The sequence below is a fragment of the uncultured Bradyrhizobium sp. genome (genome assembly GCF_936943645.1).
GTDB lineage: Bacteria > Pseudomonadota > Alphaproteobacteria > Rhizobiales > Xanthobacteraceae > Bradyrhizobium.
Genome location: NZ_CAKZJO010000103.1, coordinates 1 through 18,854 on the forward strand (window position 1 = coordinate 1; position 18,854 = coordinate 18,854).

Consider the following 18,854-nt stretch of genomic DNA (forward strand, 5'->3'; position numbering starts at 1 on the left):
GGTTGCCCGCCCTGTCATCATGCGTGTCGCGCCGGCGCTACCGCGTCCACCGCACTCCGGCCCGCATCTCGTGACGATCGCGAAGCGCCCCTTTGGCAAGGCCAGGATGTCGGGTGTATGCCATAAATCCGAAATTCGGTAAAGGAGAATATTTTTGCGGAAAGGACTTGACCCGGTGTTTTGCCCGACGCCTCGCCGGAGGCTAATCATGGCTTTGGCAGCCCTGACCGGATCGGGACCGTTTGCGTTATCCCAATGCGGAGAGCCGCATTTTCGGGAAGACTTGTTGGGTGGGCTTGGCAGATACACCAAAAATTCTGCCCCGAACGGAGGATGACTTTCATGAGAAGACCTGCGAAGACCGAGAGCGAACTGATCGCCATGGCGAAGGCCGAATTGAAGGTCCACGCCGACTGTCCCGATGGAATGATCATTTCCGTCCTGCGCGATGGTCGTTCGTGGGAATTCCGCGCCAGCGCCGATCGGACCACCTCGGACCGGCCGGGCTACCCTGAATGCGTCGCCATGCTGGTGCAGATCGGCGATCATCTCTGCAAGCAGTACGACGTCGAGGGGTAAGCATCCCGTCGCGGGCAGTCCGTTCACGCATCGCGCCGCCGCCAGTCCTGGCAGTCCGACCCGCACTGCGACAATGTTCCAGACGTTGCTGGAGCAGGTCGTCCATTTTCCAGTTGACCCCAAATAGACTGACAGTAAAGGTGCCTTGCTTCACGCGGCGGGCGAGACTGAAGAGGTCTCGCCAAGAACCGACAACAAGAACGGGCGGAAGCATCAGGAGGGTGGACTAGCTCCCGCGCAGAGAATGGCAGGCTGTCGATGCAGCCCCCATGGTGTTGCTCGCTTCGGGAAATAGCACTCAGCGAGCGGGGGAAAAGGCATCGATGCGCCCATTGTTGGCGGTGAGTACGGCTATCGACTGGCTGAACGAAAAAGTCGGCAACGTCTGCAACGTTCTGGTTCTCGCGGCCTGCGTGGTCAGCGCCGTGAATGCGATGATCCGGTATGCCTTCAGCTACAGCTCCAACAGCTGGCTCGAGACGCAGTGGTACATGTTCGCCGTCATCGTGATGTTCGGCTCGTCCTACACCTTCAAACGCAACGAGCATGTCCGAGTCGAAATCCTTTACCTCATGCTGTCCGAGCGCGGCCAGCTCTGGCTCGACCTGATCGGGACATTGGTCTTCCTCGTCCCGGCGTGCCTGCTCCTCAGTTATCTCTCGTGGGGGATGTTCTATAACTCGTTCATCGTCGGCGAGATGTCCAACAATGCCGGCGGTCTGGTGCGGTGGCCGATCAAGTTCGTCCTGACGGCTGGCTTCTTCATGGTGGCCCTGCAAGGCCTCTCGGAGGCAATCAAACGCGCAGCAGCCTTGCGCGGTGAAGTCACCATCGATGCGAAATACGAGCGGCCGACCCAATGATCACGATCGAGATGATGCCGCCGCTGATGTTCGGCGGGCTGGTCCTTGCCATGCTGATCGGATATCCGGTCGCCTTCACGCTTGCCGCCCTCGGGCTTTCGTTCGGCTTTCTCGCGATCCACGAAGGCTTTTTCGGGTTCAGCTTCCTGCAGGCGATCCCCGAGCGCATCTACGGCAGCGTGCTGGCGAACGAGCTGTTGCTGGCGATTCCGTTCTTCACGTTCATGGGGGCGATCCTCGAGAGATGCGGCCTCGCAGAGGACATGCTGGACTCGATGGGGCAGTTGTTCGGCCCCGTTCGCGGCGGTCTCGGCTATTCCGTGATCATCGTCGGCTTCATTCTCGGCGCCATCACGGGCACGGTGGCGGCGCAGGTGATCGCGATGGCGCTGATCTCGATGCCGGTGATGATCCGCTACGGCTACAACATGCGCTACATCACCGGCGTGCTCGCTGCGTCCGGCACCATTACCCAGCTGGTGCCGCCCTCGCTGGTTCTGATCGTGCTCGCGGACCAGCTCGGCAAGTCGGTCGGCGACATGTATCTCGGCGCCTGGGGACCGTCGATCCTCCAGATCGCGCTGTTCGCCGGCTACACGTTTCTCCTGAGCGTGATCAAGCCCGGCCACGTTCCGGCGGTGCCGAAGGAAGCGAGGACGCTCACGGGCTGGGCGCTCTGGCGCAAGTGCCTTCTGGGCATCATCCCGTCCGCCGTTCTGATCTTCGTGGTGCTCGGCACGATGATGCTGGGCCTTGCCACCCCGACCGAAGCGGGCGCGATGGGCGCAGTCGGCGCGATCGTCCTTGCCGTCGTCCACCACAAGGATTTCAGCTCGGCCGGGCACAAGATCCTGCTCGTCGGCGTGGCGGCGGCGGGTGTCGGCACCATCATCGGCATCTACTTCACGCCGAACCTGGTGTTCAAGATCGCCTTCGCGATCGCCTATCTCGCGGTCGCCTGGGTCTGCCTCGAGACGGTCAGGATTCCGGACCTGCGCGACCTGGTCAAGCAAGGCTACCAGACCACCATGCGCATCACCTGCATGGTGACGTTCATCCTGATCGGATCGACCTGCTTCTCGATCGTCTTTCTGGGGTGCAACGGCGGTGTCTGGCTGGAGCACATGCTGACATCGCTGCCGGGAGGCGTCTGGGGCTTCCTGATCTTCATGAACCTGTTCATCTTCTTCATCGCGTTCTTCCTCGACTTCTTCGAGATCGCCTTCATCATCATTCCGATGATCGCGCCGATCGCGCAGAAGCTTCTCGCGCCCGTCGTCGGGGCGGACGCTGCCTTGATCTGGTTCGGGGTCATGCTCTGCGTCAACATGCAGACCTCCTTCCTGCATCCTCCGTTCGGCTTTGCCCTGTTCTACCTGCGGGGCGTGGCGCCGAAGGAGGTCAAGAGCTCGGACATCTATTGGGGCGCGATGCCCTGGATCGGCCTGCAGGCGATCATGGTTGCGGTCGTCATCGCATTCCCGATCACCGTCACCGCGTTGCTGGATGCCCCCAGGAATGTGGACCTCGACAAGATCAAGATCGAGATCCCCGACGTCGAGCTGCCACCACCGATGCTCGATTTCGGCCAGCCGAAGAATTGAGAACGCCTCCGCGCGGCCGCTGCTTTCGAGTTGTGCCGGATGATCCACGCGCGCTACCTTCGCGTTCGTCTTCGCAATCCGGAATCGTATCTCGATGACGCGCATCATCATCGCCGCCAGCCTTCTGCTGTCATCCTCCGCATCTGCCCAGAGCGCCCCGCCGCAGGAGGGGCCCATCACCTGCGCGGCGCCGGTGGCCCCTGACGATACCGAGCGGAGCCTGAAGCAGCGCTACGGCAAGGACGCCGTGGTGCAAAATCTGCCGGGCGCCGAAGGCGAGACCTACAAGGGCATCGTACTATTCCCGAAGGCGAGGGACCGCCGCATCGAGATCGCCTTCACCGACGACAAGGCCGGACGCGCCTCCGGCCTGACCTTGCGCGACGCAGGCAAGACCAGCCTCTGGAATGTCGCCGGCGTCACGATCGGATCAAGCCTCGCCGACGTGCAGAAGGCCAACGGCAAGCCGTTCCGGGTCAGCGGCTTCGAGTGGGACTATGGCGGCTTCGTCACCGACTGGAAGGGCGGCACGCTCGGCCGGCCGCTGCAGGGCGGCTGTCGGGTCACGATCCGTTTCAGTGGCAAGTCCGGTGCGCCGAGATCGCTGTCCGGCGACGGCGTGAAGGTGGCCTCCGACAACGCGGCGCTGGTGAAGTATGCGCCCGTCGTGACCGAGATCGGCGTGAATTTTCCGGACAAGTAGGATTTCGGCGGATTACGCCTTCGGCTAATCCGCCCTACGTAAACCAATCGGTAGGAATTGGTTCGATGCGGTTTTTGCGGATCTGATTTGTTCTTTGAGAACGAAGTGGAGTCAGATGTAGAACGAAAGCTGACGGATGTGATCTGCGAAGATTCGTCTCACATCGTCCGCTCCATCCGTCGCGCGCGATAGGCCTGCGGTGACATCAGGGTGAGCTTCCGGAACGCCTTGCGAAAGCTGCTCTCGTCCTCATAGCCGGTCGTACGCGCGATGGCCTTGATCGGCTGCGTCGTCGTCTCCAGCAGCGTGCGCGCGTGCTCGACGCGGCGGCGCATGATGAAGGCCTGCGGCGGTTCGTGCGTGAGCTCCTGAAATTTCCGGTTCAGCGTACGCTCGCTGAGGCCGAGCGCGCCGGCAAGGCGCTTGACCGTCATCGGGGCCTTGCCGGTACGGCGAACCAGCAGGTCGGCCCTGGTCAGCAGCGGGTCCTGCGACAGCAGATAGCCGACCGGCATGAAGATCGACTGGCTGCGCTGCGCGGTATCGATGACGACGTAGTCCGCGCATAGTTTCGCGATCTCCTTGCTTTCGACCAGCTCGATCAATCGGAGCAGGAGATCGACCCACGACATCGGGCCGGCCGCGCAGACGATGCGGTCCGCAACCGTGACGACGGCGTCGGCGGCGAGGTCGATGGTGGGATGGCGCTGCCGCAGCTCGCTCTGCAGCCACCAGGTGATGGTGGCGCGGCGGTGGTCGAGCAGGCCGGCCCCTGCGAGCAGGAACACGCCGCTGCAGAACGCCCCGATCAGCCGGCCGCTCGCGTGCTGCTGCCGCAGCCAGGCGCCAGCGCGGGCATATTGCGGTTGCAGGCGCTCGGCGGTGACGTGATCGACGAGGTTACCGGGGACCAGGATGGCGTCGAAGCGGGCGCGTTGCCCGACCGCGCCATCGACCCCGACCATCTGGCCGCCGCCGGCGCGTACCGGCTTGCCGTCGAGCGAGAGCGTCTGCCAGCTGAAGCGGGGCTTTGCGCCGCTCTGCTGCATGACGTGATTGGCAAGCGACAGGATGTCGGCGACGCCTGATATCGCCGAATGCATGCAGCCTTCCACGGCCAGAATTGCGAGCTTCATGGGACCTCCAGGCGGGTGCGGCGATCCTAACCGAACGGGCCGGCGGGCGCTTGGCGGAAATTGCCCGATCTCTGTCTTATCCGCCACTGCCGTCGCGGGCTCGTCCAGTCCAATCTTTCGCTGTCGTCACACGACATGATTGGAGAAAGACATGCCTTACGTCACCATTTCCACCGTCCGCGGCATCCTGGATGTCGCGCAGAAGAAGCAGCTGCTCGAACGCGTCACCGACCTGCTGGTCGAGGTCGAAGGGCAGGGCAATGCGGATTTCCGCCGCAACATCTGGGTCCGGATCGAGGAGCAGGATCCCTCGCACTGGTCGCTCGGCGGCATGCAGCCGACAGCCGAGATCATCGCCGGCACGTTCGGCGCGATCGGCGCGGACGGGCTGCGGGTTGCGCGGCCGAAGCCGTAGCGTGGCGTGGCTTAAGTAGAGCGCAGCGAAACCCATCATCGTGCAACAGGCCAGATGATGGGTTTCGCGAGAGCTCTACCCATCCCACGACGCCAAAACGAAAAGGCGCCCCTCGCGGAGCGCCTTTTGCCTGTTGGATAAGGTTCAGGCCGCTTAGCCCGAATAGTACATCTCGAACTCGACCGGGTGCGGGGTCATCTCGAAGCGGGCGACTTCGGTCATCTTCAGCTCGATGTAAGCGTCGATGAAGTCGTCGTCGAACACGCCGCCGGCCTTGAGGAAGCCGCGGTCCTTGTCGAGGTTCTCCAGCGCCTCGCGGAGCGAGCCGCAGACGGTCGGGATCTGCTTCAGCTCTTCCTTCGGCAGGTCGTAGAGGTCCTTGTCCATCGCCGGACCCGGATCGATCTTGTTCTTGATGCCGTCGAGGCCGGCCATCAGCATCGCGGCGAAGCCGAGATAGGGGTTGGCCATCGGATCGGGGAAGCGCACCTCGACGCGCTTGGCCTTCGGCGAAGCGGTGTAGGGGATGCGGCAGGAGGCCGAGCGGTTGCGCGCGGAGTAGGCGAGCAGCACGGGCGCCTCATAGCCCGGGACCAGACGCTTGTAGGAGTTGGTCGAGGGGTTGGTGAAGGCGTTGATCGCCTTGGCGTGCTTGATGATGCCGCCGATGTAGTGCAGGCAGGTCTCCGAGAGGTCGGCATACTTGTTGCCGGCGAACACCGGCTTGCCGTCCTTCCAGATCGACTGGTGCACGTGCATGCCCGAGCCGTTGTCGCCGAAGATCGGCTTCGGCATGAAGGTGGCGGTCTTGCCGTAGATGTGCGCGACCTGGTGGATGCAGTATTTGTAGATCTGCATGTGGTCGGCCATCAGCGTCAGCGTGTCGAACTTCATGCCGAGCTCGTGCTGGGCGGAAGCGACTTCGTGGTGATGCTTCTCGACCTTGACGCCCATCTTGGCCATGGCGCCGAGCATTTCCGAGCGCATGTCCTGCACCGAATCCTGCGGCGGCACCGGGAAGTACCCGCCCTTGGTGCGGATGCGGTGGCCGAGATTGCCGCCTTCATATTCGGTGTCGGAGTTGGTCGGCAGCTCCGAGGAGTCGAGACGGAAGCCGGTCTTGTAGGGCTCGGCCGAATAGCGCACGTCGTCGAACACGAAGAACTCGGCTTCGGGACCGACGAACACGCTGTCGCCCACGCCCATCGACTTCACCATGGCTTCCGCCTTCTTGGCGATGCCGCGGGGGTCGCGGTTGTAGGGCTCGCCGGTGGTCGGCTCGAGCACGTCGCAGGTGATGACCATGGTGGTCTCGGCGAAGAACGGGTCGATCGTCGCGGTGACCGGATCGGGCATCAGGCACATGTCGGACTCGTTGATCGCCTTCCAGCCGGCGATCGAGGAGCCGTCGAACATGGTTCCTTCGGCGAAGATGTCATCGTCGATCATGCTGACGTCGAACGTCACATGCTGCCACTTGCCGCGCGGATCGGTGAAGCGCAGGTCGACGTACTTGACGTCGTTGTCCTTGATCGATTTCAGGACGTCTTTGGCGGTCTTCATGCATACCCCTTTTGGCTCTGCGGGTCGGTTTCCAGATGAGCAAAATTATTCTCGCTCGGGCGAGTTTTGCGCGACCGCACAAACGAAATCAGGCCGCCGAAGCAGCCTTCTTTCTAGTCGGAGTGTCGCAAAATTCGGGATAGCACCCGGCTCAGATAGCGTCCAGCCCGGATTCGCCGGTTCGGATGCGGATCGCCTCTTCGATGTTGGAGACGAAAATCTTACCGTCGCCGATGCGCCCGGTTTGCGCGGCGCGGCGGATCGCGTCGATGGCGCGCTCAACCAGATCGTCGCCGATCACGATCTCGATCTTCACCTTCGGCAGGAAGTCGACGATGTATTCTGCGCCGCGGTAGAGCTCGGCGTGGCCCTTCTGCCGGCCAAAGCCCTTGGCTTCGGTGACGGTGATGCCCTGAAGGCCGACTTCCTGAAGCGCTTCCTTCACCTCGTCGAGCTTGAATGGCTTGATGATGGCTTCGATTTTCTTCACTGCGCGCCTCCCGGCCTTTCGATCAAATAGCAACGTCTTCGTCAGGATGCGCTTTTCTTAACGCACGATCTTGTCTTCGCTATGCCGGAAGTCCTGACCTGACCGGCAACAACGGCCGGCGACACCCTGAAAAATGCCAGTGAGCACGACGAACCGAAGCGGCTTCCTCGAAAGCAGGGTCTATGCCAAATTGCAAAGCCCCTGATTATTGGAGCGTTATCAGCCTTTTAACTGGTCTCTCTGAGTGGTGGCGCCGACTTGCACAAAATACCGAAGACCACGAAATAGGCAAACGGTTCAATTTGTGTGCAGATCGTTGTTCCCCATGGCCGGTCGGCGCGGAAGATGCCTGTTGAAAAGGCGAATGTACTAGGGAAGTGGCATGGAAGTTCTGACCAACGCCGAAATGCAGCGGGCGGACCAGCTCGCCATTGCGGCCGGCACGCCCGGCTTCAAGCTGATGCTGAGCGCGGGCCAGGCAGTCGCCGAGGCCGCTCAGGCCCTGGTGGAGGAGGGGCCGATCCTGATCGTCGCCGGCCCCGGCAACAATGGCGGTGACGGATTTGTCGCAGCCGCCGAGCTCGCCGCGCAGGGGCGCGAGGTCTCGGTGATCCTGATGTGCGAGCGCGATCAGCTCCAGGGCGATGCGGCCTCCGCCGCGCGCGGCTGGAAGCATCCCTTGCTCCCGTTCAATCCGCAGGCGATCGGACGTCCCGCGCTGATCATCGATGCCCTGTTCGGCGCCGGCCTCAGCCGCCCCGTCGACGGCGAGGCGCATGCGATGATCGAGGCGATCAACGCCAACGGTGCTCCCGTGCTCGCAGTCGACCTGCCGAGCGGCATCAACGGCACCAGCGCGGCGGTGATGGGCGCGGCGGTGAACGCCACCGAGACCGTGACCTTCTTCCGCAAGAAGCCGGCACATCTGTTGCTGCCCGGCCGGATGCATTGCGGCCGGGTGCGTGTTGCCGACATCGGCATCGAGGCGCAGGTGCTGGACGAGATCGCGCCGCAGACTTTCGAGAACGATCCGGATGCCTGGGGCACCGCCTTTCCGGTGCCGGGCGTCGACGGCCACAAATACGCGCGCGGGCATGTGCTGGCGGTCTCGGGCGATGCGGCCGCGACCGGCGCTGCGCGGCTCGCCGCGCGCGGCGCGCTGCGGGCAGGGGCGGGCCTCGTCACGCTGGCGAGCCCGCGCGATGCGCTCGCGATCAACGCGGCCGCGCTCACGGCGGTGATGGTTCGGCCCGTCGATACCGCGATCGAGTTCGGCGAGCTGCTCGGCGACAAGCGCTACAACACCTGCATCATCGGCCCCGGCGCGGGCGTCAGTGAGCGCACCTGCGATCTCGTCCACACCGCGCTCACCGCGCAGCGGCATCTGGTGCTCGATGCCGATGCGTTGACGAGCTTTGCCGCAAAGCCCGAGCGGCTATTCGAACAGATCAAGTCGTCGCAGGACAATGCGGTGGTGCTGACACCGCATGAAGGCGAGTTTCCGCGCCTGTTCTCCGACCTCAGCAACAAATTTCCGGGGCGTTCCAAGCTGGAGCGCGTGCGCGCCGCGGCCGAGCGCTCCGGCGCCGTCGTGCTGCTGAAGGGACCCGACACCACCATCGCCGCTCCCGACGGCCGCGCCACCATCGCCGCCAACGCGCCGCGCTGGCTCGCCACCGCCGGTGCCGGCGACGTGCTCTCCGGCATCATCGCAGGGCTCCTGGCGCAGGGCGTGCCGGCGTTCGAAGCGGCCAGTATCGGCGTCTGGATGCATGGCGAGGCGGCAAGCGAAGCGGGGCCGGGGCTGATCGCGGAGGACCTCACCGAGACGCTGCCGGCCGTGCACCGGCGGATCTATGACGCGCTCGGGGTTGAGTACTAGTGCTGAGGCGGCTCGCGCTCGCTGACATGGACGCAGCGGCGCGGGTCCATCGGATCGCATTCGACCAGGCGATGCCCTGGCTCGCCGGGCTGCATACGCCGGACGAGGACCGCTGGTTCTACCGCGAGCGTGTCTTTCCGACGTGCCGCATCTGGGGACGCTTCGACGATGGCGAGTTGATCGGGATCATCGCGTTCCGCGCAGGTTGGGTCGATCAGCTCTACGTGCGTCCCGTAGCCCATGGCCGCGGCATCGGCACCGAACTCCTCGACGTCGCCAAAGCCGCTTGCGATCGACTTGAGCTCTGGACGTTCCAGCGCAACGCGCCGGCGCGACGTTTCTACGAGGCGGGCGGGTTCAGGCTCGTCGAGCGGACTGACGGCGGGCGGAATGAGGAGAGGGAGCCCGATGCTCGGTACTTATGGACGCGTCGAGAACTTGATTCCCGATCGACTGTAGTCTAAAAACTACATGTGGTCGAGCTCAAGCAGACTGAGACTTTTCGGAAGTGGCGATTGCGTCTCCGAGCGGGCCAGAGCGCTGATTGCGTCGCGCCTGGACCGGTTGGCTCAAGGGCACACAGGCGATGTCGAGACGGTCGGCGATGGCGTAAGCGAGCTGCGTATCCACTACGGCCCCGGCTACCGCATCTATTTCCAGAAGCGGGGTAACACGATCATCGTTTTGCTGTGCGGTGGCGACAAGAGTACGCAGGCAAGAGACATCAAGGCCGCCAAGCGCCTTGCCGAGATGTGGAGCGAATGACATGGGCGAGAAGCTGACGACCTACGATCCTGCCGAGGATCTTCAATCCGACGAGGCCATTGCCGTCTTCATGGAAGAAGCGTTCAAGACGGAAAATGCAGCCTATATCGCACATGCGCTTGGCGTCGTTGCACGTGCCAAAGGAATGACACAGATTGCCAAGGATACCGGCCTGTCTCGCGAGCAGCTCTACCGTTCGTTCAGCGCCAATGGCAATCCCACGCTCAAGACGACGATCGCGGTGATGAAGGCGCTTGGAATAGAGCTCACGGCCAAGCCGCACGCCTAGTCGCGGCCTCACTCCACCGCGTACCAGCGCACCAGCCGCGGCGCGGCCCAGTCCGTGACAACCGCCTCGATCAGCCATCGTCCGGGGGAAGTCGCCGCGAAGGCGATGCGCTGGGTCTGGCCGGGCTCGATCGCCAGCGTGTCGAGCCAGTAGGGCTTCCAGCCGTCGTCGAGCCTGTCGAGCAGGCGGAAGGGATGGCCGTGCAGGTGGAAGACGGTCGTGACGGGGGCAGGGTTCTTCAGCGCCAGTACGACGGTGCGGCCGGCCTTGGTGCGGAAGGCGGGGGTGGAGGCCGTGGAGAAGCCGGCCGGCCGGATCCAACCGGCGTCGGGCGCGCCGAGCGCGACATCGAACCGCAGGGCCCTGCGGAGGTCGAGCGTCTCGGGCAAGCCGTTGGACGGGAGAGGCTGTGGCGGCGCCAGCGGTGTGCGCCGCTCCATCCGGTCTGAGATCTTGAGGCTTCCGATCGGACGCGCCTCCTTGCCGTCGTGGAGGAGCAATGGGGCCGATGTGGCCGCATCGACGAACGCGTCAGCGCGTCCTCCTGGGGCCAGCACCAGGGCGCCGTTCCGCGCCGGGAACGGCTCGGCTGGCTGGCCGTCGAGGGCCATCACACGGACGTCGTAACCTTCCAATTTGATTGCGAGAACAGAGCGTTGGGAGCCGTTGATGAAGCGCAGCCGCAGCCGTTGATGGCGCAGGGCTGAGAGCTCGAATGAAGTCTGCCCGTTGATCGTGTAGAGCGGTGTCGTGCCCTTCGGGTCTTGCCCCGGGGGAAGCGCGGTTCCGTCCGGCCGCAGGCGCCATTCCTCGATCAGCAGCACCTCGTCACGGTCGACGACTTCAGGGCTGGTCTCGGCTGCGATGATCGGAAGCGGGCGCGTGGGGTGCTTCATTCCGTCTTCGAACAGGCGAAAGTCGGCCAGCAAGGTTCCTGCATTAGATATTGAAACAATTGATGTTTCGACCGCGTTTGGCGGAGCGGGGGCTCGCCCCCGTAGCGGATCCGTCGCGGCCCCGCTGTGCAGGCCGTACCAGACTGGTGCAAGCGGGACAGGCAGGTCGTTGCGAAACACCACCTGGCAGCGGTCACCGCGCTTGAGACGGACGTCCCCGAGGCGACTTACAGCGGCCAGCTCCCAGATTGGTGTAGCTGGCTGCCCGGACCTGAGAGCCAGGGTGGACGCCTTGGCCTGCAGGGCGAGCTGGGCGGTCACGGGCGGGGTTGCGCCGCCCGCCAACAGCCCGGCCGCGGAAGCGCCGAGGGAAGCAGCAAGGGAAGCGCCGAGCCCGGCCAAAACCTCGCGCCGATCGGGGTCTGAGATCCGCGGTTTCATGGTCCCGATCCGGACCACGCCGCGCTGGATAAGTCCAGCGGTCGTGCCTACTTGAAGCCTGCCTCCATCAGGCCATTTTTTTGCTGCGAACAGTCAGGCGCATGCTATAAGCCCGGCCGCCCGCGGCATCGCGGCCGGTCTTGATGCAAATTCACGCGGGCGTGGCGGAACTGGTAGACGCGCTGGATTTAGGTTCCAGTGACGAAAGTTGTGGGGGTTCGAGTCCCTCCGCCCGCACCAAGCGCTTATCGCGTTTGCACGGATTACGAGACCTGCTTCCGCGCGGATGTCTGTCCGCTGGGAGCCGGTCCGATGAAGCACCGGCAGTGAGGCATTTGCCTCGTGCCGGATCGATTAATGACAGCGTCCCGACGCATGCGCGCCGGGGCCGAACGAGAAGAAGATTGGACGCCATGCAGGTCACAGAGACCCTCTCGGAAGGTTTGAAGCACGAGTTCAAGATCAGCGTTCCCGCGTCTGATCTCGACGCCAAAGCCGGTGCCAAGCTCGTTGACCTCAAGGACAAGGTCCGCATCAACGGCTTCCGTCCCGGCAAGGTGCCGGTCGCGCACCTGAAGAAGGTCTACGGCCGCTCCGTGATGGCCGAGACCATCGACCAGACCATCCGCGACACCAACACGCAGCTGTTCTCCGAGCGCGGCTTCCGCCTTGCGACCGAGCCGAAGATCACCATGCCGAGCGAGCAGGCCGAGGTCGAGGAGCTGCTGAGCGGCAAGACCGACCTGACCTACACGGTCGCGATCGAGGTGGTGCCGGCGATCGCGCTCGCCGACTTCAAGACCTTCCAGGTCGAGAAGCCCGTCGCCGACGTCAGCGAGGCCGACGTCGACGAGGCCATCAAGCGCATCGCCGACACCAACCGCGGCTATGCCGCGAAGGCCGAGGGCGCCAAGGCCGAATCCGGCGACCGCGTCACCATCAACTTCAAGGGCAGCATCAACGGCGAAGTCTTCGAAGGCGGCACCGGTGAGGGCATCCAGGTCGTGATCGGCTCCAACACCTTCATCCCGGGCTTCGAGGAGCAGCTGATCGGCATCGGCGCCGGCGAGACCCGCACGCTGAAAGTGTCGTTCCCGAAGAACTACATGAACGACAAGCTCGCCGGTCAGCCGGCCGAGTTCGAGACCACCGCGACCACGATCGAGGCGCCGCAGGACGTTGCGATCGACGACGAGTTCGCCAAGACGCTCGGCCTGGAATCGCTGGACAAGCTGAAGGAAGCCGCGCGCGAGCGTCTGGTTGCCGAGTTTGCCGGCGCGACGCGCCAGCGCGTCAAGCGCGCACTGCTCGACCGCCTCGACGAGGCGCATCGCTTCGAGGCGCCGCCCTCGCTGGTCGATGAAGAGTTCAATCTGATGTGGAACTCGGTCAACGCGGAGATGGCCTCCGCCGGCAAGACCTTCGCCGACGAGGACACCACCGAAGACAAGGCCAAGGAAGAGTACCGCAAGATCGCCGACCGCCGCGTGCGGCTCGGCCTCGTGCTCTCCGAGATCGGCGAGAAGAACAAGATCACCGTGACCGAGGACGAGGTCGGTCTCGCCGTGATCGAGCGCGCGCGCTCGATGCCCGGCCGCGAGAAGGAGGTCTGGGACTATTACCGCAGCAACGCCCAGGCGCTCGCCCAGCTTCGCGCACCGATCTATGAGGACAAGGTCGTCGACTTCATCCTCGAGCTCGCCAACGTGACCGAGAAGAAGGTTTCGCGCGAGGACCTCTACAAGGACGACGAGGCGGAAAAGACCGCTGCCTGAAGGGTTTGAGGCAGGCATCTATTAAGGATGATCGGCGAAGAGGCCCAGCTAGCCAGATGGCCGGCTGGGCCTCTTTGTGCGAATCAGCTTCAACTGCCCGACGGATTAAGCCTTAATTCGCTGCGCACTTGTCAGAAGCGAATTGGGCTATATCTGTCGGTACGCCCTGTACCCAAGTCTGCGCCTAAAAGTTCTTCCGCCTAAAAGTGCTCTACACCAACAAGTCCTGCATCACGGGACGTCCGTCGGCCTTCCGGCAGATCCAGCCCAGCTGGCAGCCACGACAGGCGATGTCCACGTCCAAAAACCCTAGGTGACTCATGCGCGATCCGGTTGAAACCTACATGAACCTCGTGCCCATGGTGGTCGAGCAGACCAACCGTGGCGAGCGCGCCTACGACATCTTCTCGCGCCTCCTGAAGGAGCGCATCATCTTCGTGACCGGTCCGGTCGAGGACGGCATGTCGACGCTGATCGTCGCGCAGCTGTTGTTCCTCGAGGCGGAAAATCCGAAGAAGGAAATCTCGATGTACATCAACTCGCCGGGCGGCGTGGTGACCTCGGGGCTTGCGATCTACGACACCATGCAGTTCATCCGCCCGCCGGTGTCGACGCTGTGCACGGGGCAGGCCGCCTCGATGGGCTCGCTGCTGCTCTGCGCCGGCGAGAAGGACATGCGCTTCTCGCTGCCGAACGCGCGCATCATGGTGCATCAGCCCTCCGGCGGCTTCCAGGGCCAGGCCACCGACATCATGCTGCACGCCCAGGAAATCCTGAACCTGAAGAAGCGGCTCAACGAGATCTACGTGAAGCACACCGGCCAGACCTACAAGTCGATCGAGGACGCGCTGGAACGCGACAAGTTCCTGACCGCGAACGACGCCAAGGAGTTTGGCCTGGTCGACAAGGTCATCGACAAGCGCGCTGAGGAAGCGACGCCGGCGAAGGCCCCGTAACACTACGGGCGTGCGACGGCGATCCCTCGGCAAATCCTGGGGATCGCCTGTTGCTCCATCAGGGAAGCGTTCACGCTATGGACGCGTGTGCGCGTTGCAAAACGCAGTTTTGCGCCCTGCGACAGGCAGAAAGTTCCGCTTTCGTGCTTGTTTTTCGTGGCAATCCAGCAACGCCGGGGTGATTTCGGTCACTTCGTCCGTGCCAAGGCCGGAAATCACGGTATTGTCACGGGTAGCCGGCGACCCCCGATTAGCGAATTCTTGATAGTCGGGTGACAGCATGGTTGGCTACGAATGATCGGCTATGATCGCGGAGAATCGAGCGACCGTGATTCGCACGGGATGTAATGCGTAGGGTCTTTTTTGGTACGGAATTTGCTCTACTTAAGCTTCATGCTGGCCATCGTGCCGGAATGGAGCGATCGAGCGGAACGGGATCGAACCGCGGACGGAGACATGAATGAGTAAGGTCGGCACGAGCGACTCCAAGAACACGCTATATTGCTCGTTCTGCGGCAAGAGCCAGCACGAAGTCCGCAAACTGATCGCGGGTCCCACGGTCTTCATCTGCGACGAGTGCGTCGAGCTCTGCATGGACATCATCCGCGAGGAGAACAAGTCCTCGCTGGTTAAGTCGCGCGACGGCATTCCGACGCCGAAGGAAATCTGCAAGGTCCTGGACGATTACGTCATCGGCCAGAGCCATGCGAAGAAGGTCCTCTCGGTCGCGGTGCACAACCACTACAAGCGCCTCAACCATCAGACCAAGCACAACGACGTTGAGCTCGCGAAGTCGAACATCCTGCTGATCGGTCCGACCGGTTCGGGCAAGACGCTGCTCGCGCAGACGCTCGCCCGCATCCTGGACGTGCCGTTCACGATGGCGGACGCGACGACGCTGACCGAAGCCGGCTATGTCGGCGAGGACGTCGAGAACATCATCCTGAAGCTGCTCCAGGCCGCCGACTACAACGTCGAGCGCGCCCAGCGCGGCATTGTCTACATCGACGAAATCGACAAGATCAGCCGCAAGTCCGACAATCCCTCGATCACGCGCGACGTGTCGGGCGAGGGCGTGCAGCAGGCGCTGCTGAAGATCATGGAAGGCACGGTGGCTTCGGTCCCGCCGCAGGGCGGCCGCAAGCATCCGCAGCAGGAATTCCTGCAGGTGGACACCACCAACATCCTGTTCATCTGCGGCGGTGCGTTCGCCGGCCTCGAGAAGATCATCTCGGCGCGCGGACGGTCGACCTCGATCGGTTTCGCGGCCCAAGTGATGGCGCCGGAAGACCGCCGGACCGGCGAGATATTCCGTCACGTCGAGCCTGAGGACCTCCTGAAGTACGGCCTCATCCCGGAATTCGTCGGCCGTCTGCCCGTCGTGGCGACGCTCGAGGATCTGGACGAGACCTCGCTGAAGAAGATCCTGACCGAGCCGAAGAACGCGCTGGTGAAACAGTACCAGCGACTGTTCGAGATGGAGAACATCGAGCTGACTTTCGCCGACGAGGCGCTTGGCGCGGTTGCCCGCAAGGCGATCGAGCGCAAGACCGGCGCGCGAGGCCTGCGTTCGATCCTCGAAGCGATCCTGCTCGAGACCATGTTCGACCTGCCGGGCCTGGAAGGTGTGGAAGAAGTCGTGATTTCCCGCGAAGTCGTGGAAGGCACGGCCCGTCCGCTCTACATCTACGCCGATCGGACCGATCGCGCGGTCGAGAACGCCAGCGCCTGACCTTCCGGCGCTGGAACGCTCCAATCGTACCTTTGAGTTGGGGCTGCGGAAATGTTGTTCCGCAGCCGGTGTTGCGTCGCTTATCGCGTTGCGTAAGCGCCTGATGGCGCGCGTTTTTCAATGACTTGACACCCCCCGGGTCGATAGCCACCTAATGTCGGCGGCGAGCAAGAATTCTCTTCAAGATTCGCCTCAGTTCCGATCCGGCAAGGCCGGTCCAACCTTCGACTGGTAGGCCGGTTTCTCGGATCACCTCGGCACCTTGTGGCGGTTGCGCATGAAGACGGCGGACTGCGTGCAAGGGGGCAAAGCAAAAGGAAAAGGCCATGACTAATCCAAAACCGCGGCCAACCATCGTCCATGGCGAGACGCACGCCTATCCCGTGCTGCCGCTGCGCGACATCGTCGTCTTCCCGCACATGATCGTTCCGCTCTTCGTCGGCCGCGAGAAGTCCATTCGCGCGCTCGAAGAGGTGATGAAGAACGACGCGCTGATCATGCTCGCGACGCAGAAGAACGCGTCCGATGATGATCCGGCGCCCGATGCCATTTACGAGACCGGTACGCTTGCCAGCGTGCTGCAGCTCTTGAAGCTCCCTGATGGCACCGTGAAGGTGCTGGTCGAGGGGCTCGAGCGTGCGCGCGTGCAGAAGTACACCGATCGCGCCGACTATTACGAAGCCACCGCAATTGCGCTCGCCGACACCGATGCCAAGTCGGTCGAGGCGGAAGCACTGGCGCGCTCGGTCGTGTCCGACTTCGAGAGCTATGTGAAGCTCAACAAGAAGATCTCGGCCGAGGTCGTCGGCGTCGTGCAGGCGATCACCGATTTCGCCAAGCTCGCCGACACCGTCGCCTCGCATCTCGCGGTCAAGATCGCCGATCGTCAGGGCATCCTGGAGACGCTGTCCGTCACCACGCGCCTGGAGAAGGTGCTGGGCCTGATGGAGAGCGAGATCTCGGTGCTGCAGGTCGAGAAGCGCATCCGCTCGCGTGTCAAGCGCCAGATGGAGAAGACCCAGCGCGAGTATTATCTCAACGAGCAGATGAAGGCGATCCAGAAGGAACTCGGCGACGACGACGGTCGCGACGAGCTCGCCGATCTCGAAGAGAAGATCTCCAAGACCAAGCTCTCCAAGGAAGCGCGCGAAAAGGCGCAGCATGAATTGAAGAAGCTGCGCCAGATGTCGCCGATGTCCGCGGAGGCGACCGTCGTGCGCAACTATCTGGATTGGCTGCTGTCGATTCCGTGGAACAAGAAGTCCAAGGTGAAGAAGGATCTGGAAGCCGCACAGGCCGTGCTGGACTCCGATCACTACGGGCTGGAGAAGGTCAAAGAACGCATCGTCGAGTACCTGGCGGTGCAGTCGCGCGCCAACAAGCTGACGGGCCCGATCCTGTGCCTCGTCGGGCCTCCCGGCGTCGGCAAGACCTCGCTCGGCAAGTCGATCGCGAAGGCGACGGGACGCGAGTTCGTGCGCGTCTCGCTCGGCGGCGTGCGCGACGAGGCCGAGATCCGCGGTCACCGCCGCACCTATATCGGCTCGATGCCCGGCAAGATCATCCAGTCGATGCGGAAGGCGAAGTCGTCCAACCCGCTGTTCCTGCTGGACGAGATCGACAAGATGGGCGCCGACTTCCGCGGCGATCCGTCCTCGGCTTTGCTCGAGGTCCTCGATCCCGAGCAGAACGGGACCTTCAACGACCACTATCTCGAGGTCGACTACGATCTGTCCAACGTGATGTTCATCACCACCGCGAATACGCTCAATATTCCCGGACCGCTGATGGACCGCATGGAGATCATCCGGATCGCGGGCTACACCGAGAACGAGAAGGTCGAGATCGCGCGCAAGCATCTGATCCCGAACGCGGTGTCCAAGCACGGCCTGGACTCCAAGGAGTTCTCGATCGACGACGACGCGCTGCTGCTTCTGATCCGCCGCTACACCCGCGAAGCGGGCGTGCGTAACCTGGAGCGTGAGCTCTCCACACTCGCCCGCAAGGCGGTGAAGGAGCTGATGATCTCCAAGAAGAAGTCGGTCAAGGTCACCGAGAAGACTCTGGAAGAGCTGCTCGGCGTGCCGAAGTACCGCTTCGGCGAGATCGAGAGCGAGCCGCAGGTCGGCATCGTCACCGGCCTTGCCTGGACCGATGTCGGCGGCGAGCTGCTGACCATCGAAGGCGTCATGATGCCTGGCAAGGGCAAGATGACGGTCACGGGCAACCTGCGTGACGTGATGAAGGAGTCGATCTCGGCTGCGGCGTCCTATGTCCGCTCGCGCGCGATCAACTACGGCATCGAGCCGCCGATGTTCGACCGCCGCGACATCCACGTCCACGTGCCTGAGGGCGCAACCCCGAAGGACGGCCCGTCCGCGGGCGTCGCCATGGCCACCGCGATCATCTCGGTCATGACCGGCATCCCGGTTCGCCACGATGTCGCGATGACCGGCGAGATCACGCTGCGCGGCCGCGTGCTGCCGATCGGCGGCCTCAAGGAGAAGCTGCTGGCTGCGGCCCGCGGCGGCATCAAGACGGTGCTGATCCCCGAGGACAACGCCAAGGATCTCACGGAGATTTCCGATGCGATCAAGGGCGGCATGGAGATCATCCCGGTCTCCCGCCTCGACGATGTCATCGCCAAGGCGCTGGTGAAGAAGCCGACGCCGATCGTCTGGGAAGAGGACACCAAGGTGACGGTGAAGCCCGACGGTGACGAAGCCGCCGGCGGCCTGACCGCTCACTGATCTCAAGCAAAAGAT

Annotated in this window: 16 protein-coding genes, 1 tRNA gene and 1 pseudogene; 14 read left to right on the forward strand and 4 right to left on the reverse strand. The window is 63.3% G+C overall.

The genetic code is table 11. The features are described 5' to 3' along the window. Positions 1-342: 342 nt before the first annotated feature. The 4 genes from Q0743_RS29890 (at position 343) to Q0743_RS29905 (ending at position 3,749) form a co-directional block, all read left to right on the forward strand. The gene (locus Q0743_RS29890) at positions 343-579 is read left to right on the forward strand and encodes a hypothetical protein (RefSeq protein WP_298245037.1); all 237 of its coding nucleotides are present in this window, start codon (positions 343-345) and stop codon (positions 577-579) included. A gap of 323 nt (positions 580-902) precedes the next feature. Beyond that, on the forward strand, positions 903-1,442 hold the full coding sequence (locus Q0743_RS29895; protein WP_298245113.1) for a TRAP transporter small permease subunit: 540 nt from the start codon (positions 903-905) through the stop codon (positions 1,440-1,442). Continuing rightward, positions 1,439-3,046 carry a TRAP transporter large permease subunit gene (locus Q0743_RS29900; protein WP_298245038.1) on the forward strand — a complete coding sequence of 536 codons (1,608 nt, stop codon included), beginning with the start codon at positions 1,439-1,441 and terminating at the stop codon, positions 3,044-3,046. Before Q0743_RS29895 ends, Q0743_RS29900 begins: the two co-directional genes overlap by 4 nt. Before the next feature lie 94 nt (positions 3,047-3,140). Beyond that, positions 3,141-3,749: a hypothetical protein gene (locus tag Q0743_RS29905; protein WP_298245039.1), complete on the forward strand. Its 609-nt coding sequence runs from the start codon at positions 3,141-3,143 to the stop codon at positions 3,747-3,749. Positions 3,750-3,907: 158 nt separating this feature from the next. Here the strand turns inward: Q0743_RS29905 and Q0743_RS29910 are convergent, their stop codons facing one another. Next, positions 3,908-4,885, reverse strand: coding sequence for a GlxA family transcriptional regulator (locus Q0743_RS29910; RefSeq protein WP_298245040.1), 978 nt, complete (start codon positions 4,883-4,885; stop codon positions 3,908-3,910). Between the two features lie 151 nt (positions 4,886-5,036). Between Q0743_RS29910 and Q0743_RS29915 the strand changes: the two genes are divergently transcribed. Then, complete coding sequence (locus Q0743_RS29915; protein WP_298245041.1) at positions 5,037-5,300, forward strand: tautomerase family protein; 264 nt, start codon at positions 5,037-5,039, stop codon at positions 5,298-5,300. Between the two features lie 153 nt (positions 5,301-5,453). Here the strand turns inward: Q0743_RS29915 and glnA are convergent, their stop codons facing one another. Both glnA and Q0743_RS29925 read right to left on the reverse strand, forming a co-directional pair. Then, a complete protein-coding gene (glnA, locus tag Q0743_RS29920; protein WP_018320110.1) occupies positions 5,454-6,863 on the reverse strand; it encodes a type I glutamate--ammonia ligase in 1,410 nt (469 codons plus the stop codon). Positions 6,864-7,014: 151 nt separating this feature from the next. Further along, positions 7,015-7,353 carry a P-II family nitrogen regulator gene (locus Q0743_RS29925; RefSeq protein WP_007603495.1) on the reverse strand — a complete coding sequence of 113 codons (339 nt, stop codon included), beginning with the start codon at positions 7,351-7,353 and terminating at the stop codon, positions 7,015-7,017. Positions 7,354-7,735: 382 nt separating this feature from the next. On the opposite strand from Q0743_RS29925, the gene Q0743_RS29930 reads away from it, so the two are divergent. The 4 genes and pseudogenes from Q0743_RS29930 (at position 7,736) to Q0743_RS29945 (ending at position 10,289) form a co-directional block, all read left to right on the forward strand. Continuing rightward, the gene (locus Q0743_RS29930) at positions 7,736-9,235 is read left to right on the forward strand and encodes an NAD(P)H-hydrate dehydratase (RefSeq protein ID WP_298245042.1); all 1,500 of its coding nucleotides are present in this window, start codon (positions 7,736-7,738) and stop codon (positions 9,233-9,235) included. Next, complete coding sequence (locus Q0743_RS29935) at positions 9,235-9,699, forward strand: GNAT family N-acetyltransferase (protein ID WP_298245043.1); 465 nt, start codon at positions 9,235-9,237, stop codon at positions 9,697-9,699. Before Q0743_RS29930 ends, Q0743_RS29935 begins: the two co-directional genes overlap by 1 nt. Before the next feature lie 9 nt (positions 9,700-9,708). Next, positions 9,709-10,000, forward strand: a pseudogene (locus Q0743_RS29940) (type II toxin-antitoxin system RelE/ParE family toxin). A 1-nt stretch (position 10,001) separates the two neighbouring features. Next, positions 10,002-10,289 carry an addiction module antidote protein gene (locus Q0743_RS29945; RefSeq protein ID WP_298245044.1) on the forward strand — a complete coding sequence of 96 codons (288 nt, stop codon included), beginning with the start codon at positions 10,002-10,004 and terminating at the stop codon, positions 10,287-10,289. Between the two features lie 8 nt (positions 10,290-10,297). Here Q0743_RS29945 and Q0743_RS29950 read toward each other — a convergent pair whose 3' ends face one another. Continuing rightward, complete coding sequence (locus Q0743_RS29950) at positions 10,298-11,626, reverse strand: multicopper oxidase family protein (protein ID WP_298245045.1); 1,329 nt, start codon at positions 11,624-11,626, stop codon at positions 10,298-10,300. A gap of 155 nt (positions 11,627-11,781) precedes the next feature. On the opposite strand from Q0743_RS29950, the gene Q0743_RS29955 reads away from it, so the two are divergent. From Q0743_RS29955 to lon, 5 genes are all read left to right on the forward strand, one after another. Next, positions 11,782-11,866, forward strand: a tRNA-Leu gene (locus Q0743_RS29955). A 173-nt stretch (positions 11,867-12,039) separates the two neighbouring features. Beyond that, positions 12,040-13,401, forward strand: coding sequence for a trigger factor (gene tig, locus Q0743_RS29960; RefSeq protein WP_298245046.1), 1,362 nt, complete (start codon positions 12,040-12,042; stop codon positions 13,399-13,401). 320 nt (positions 13,402-13,721) lie between these two features. Next, entirely contained in the window at positions 13,722-14,357 is a 636-nt protein-coding gene (locus tag Q0743_RS29965) for an ATP-dependent Clp protease proteolytic subunit (RefSeq protein WP_298245047.1), read from the forward strand. Between the two features lie 460 nt (positions 14,358-14,817). Continuing rightward, positions 14,818-16,089 (forward strand): ATP-dependent Clp protease ATP-binding subunit ClpX, encoded by a 1,272-nt coding sequence (clpX, locus tag Q0743_RS29970; RefSeq protein ID WP_018642420.1) that lies wholly within the window; start codon positions 14,818-14,820, stop codon positions 16,087-16,089. Positions 16,090-16,415: 326 nt separating this feature from the next. Beyond that, positions 16,416-18,839: an endopeptidase La gene (gene lon / locus Q0743_RS29975; protein ID WP_298245048.1), complete on the forward strand. Its 2,424-nt coding sequence runs from the start codon at positions 16,416-16,418 to the stop codon at positions 18,837-18,839. The last annotated feature ends 15 nt before the right edge of the window (positions 18,840-18,854 follow it).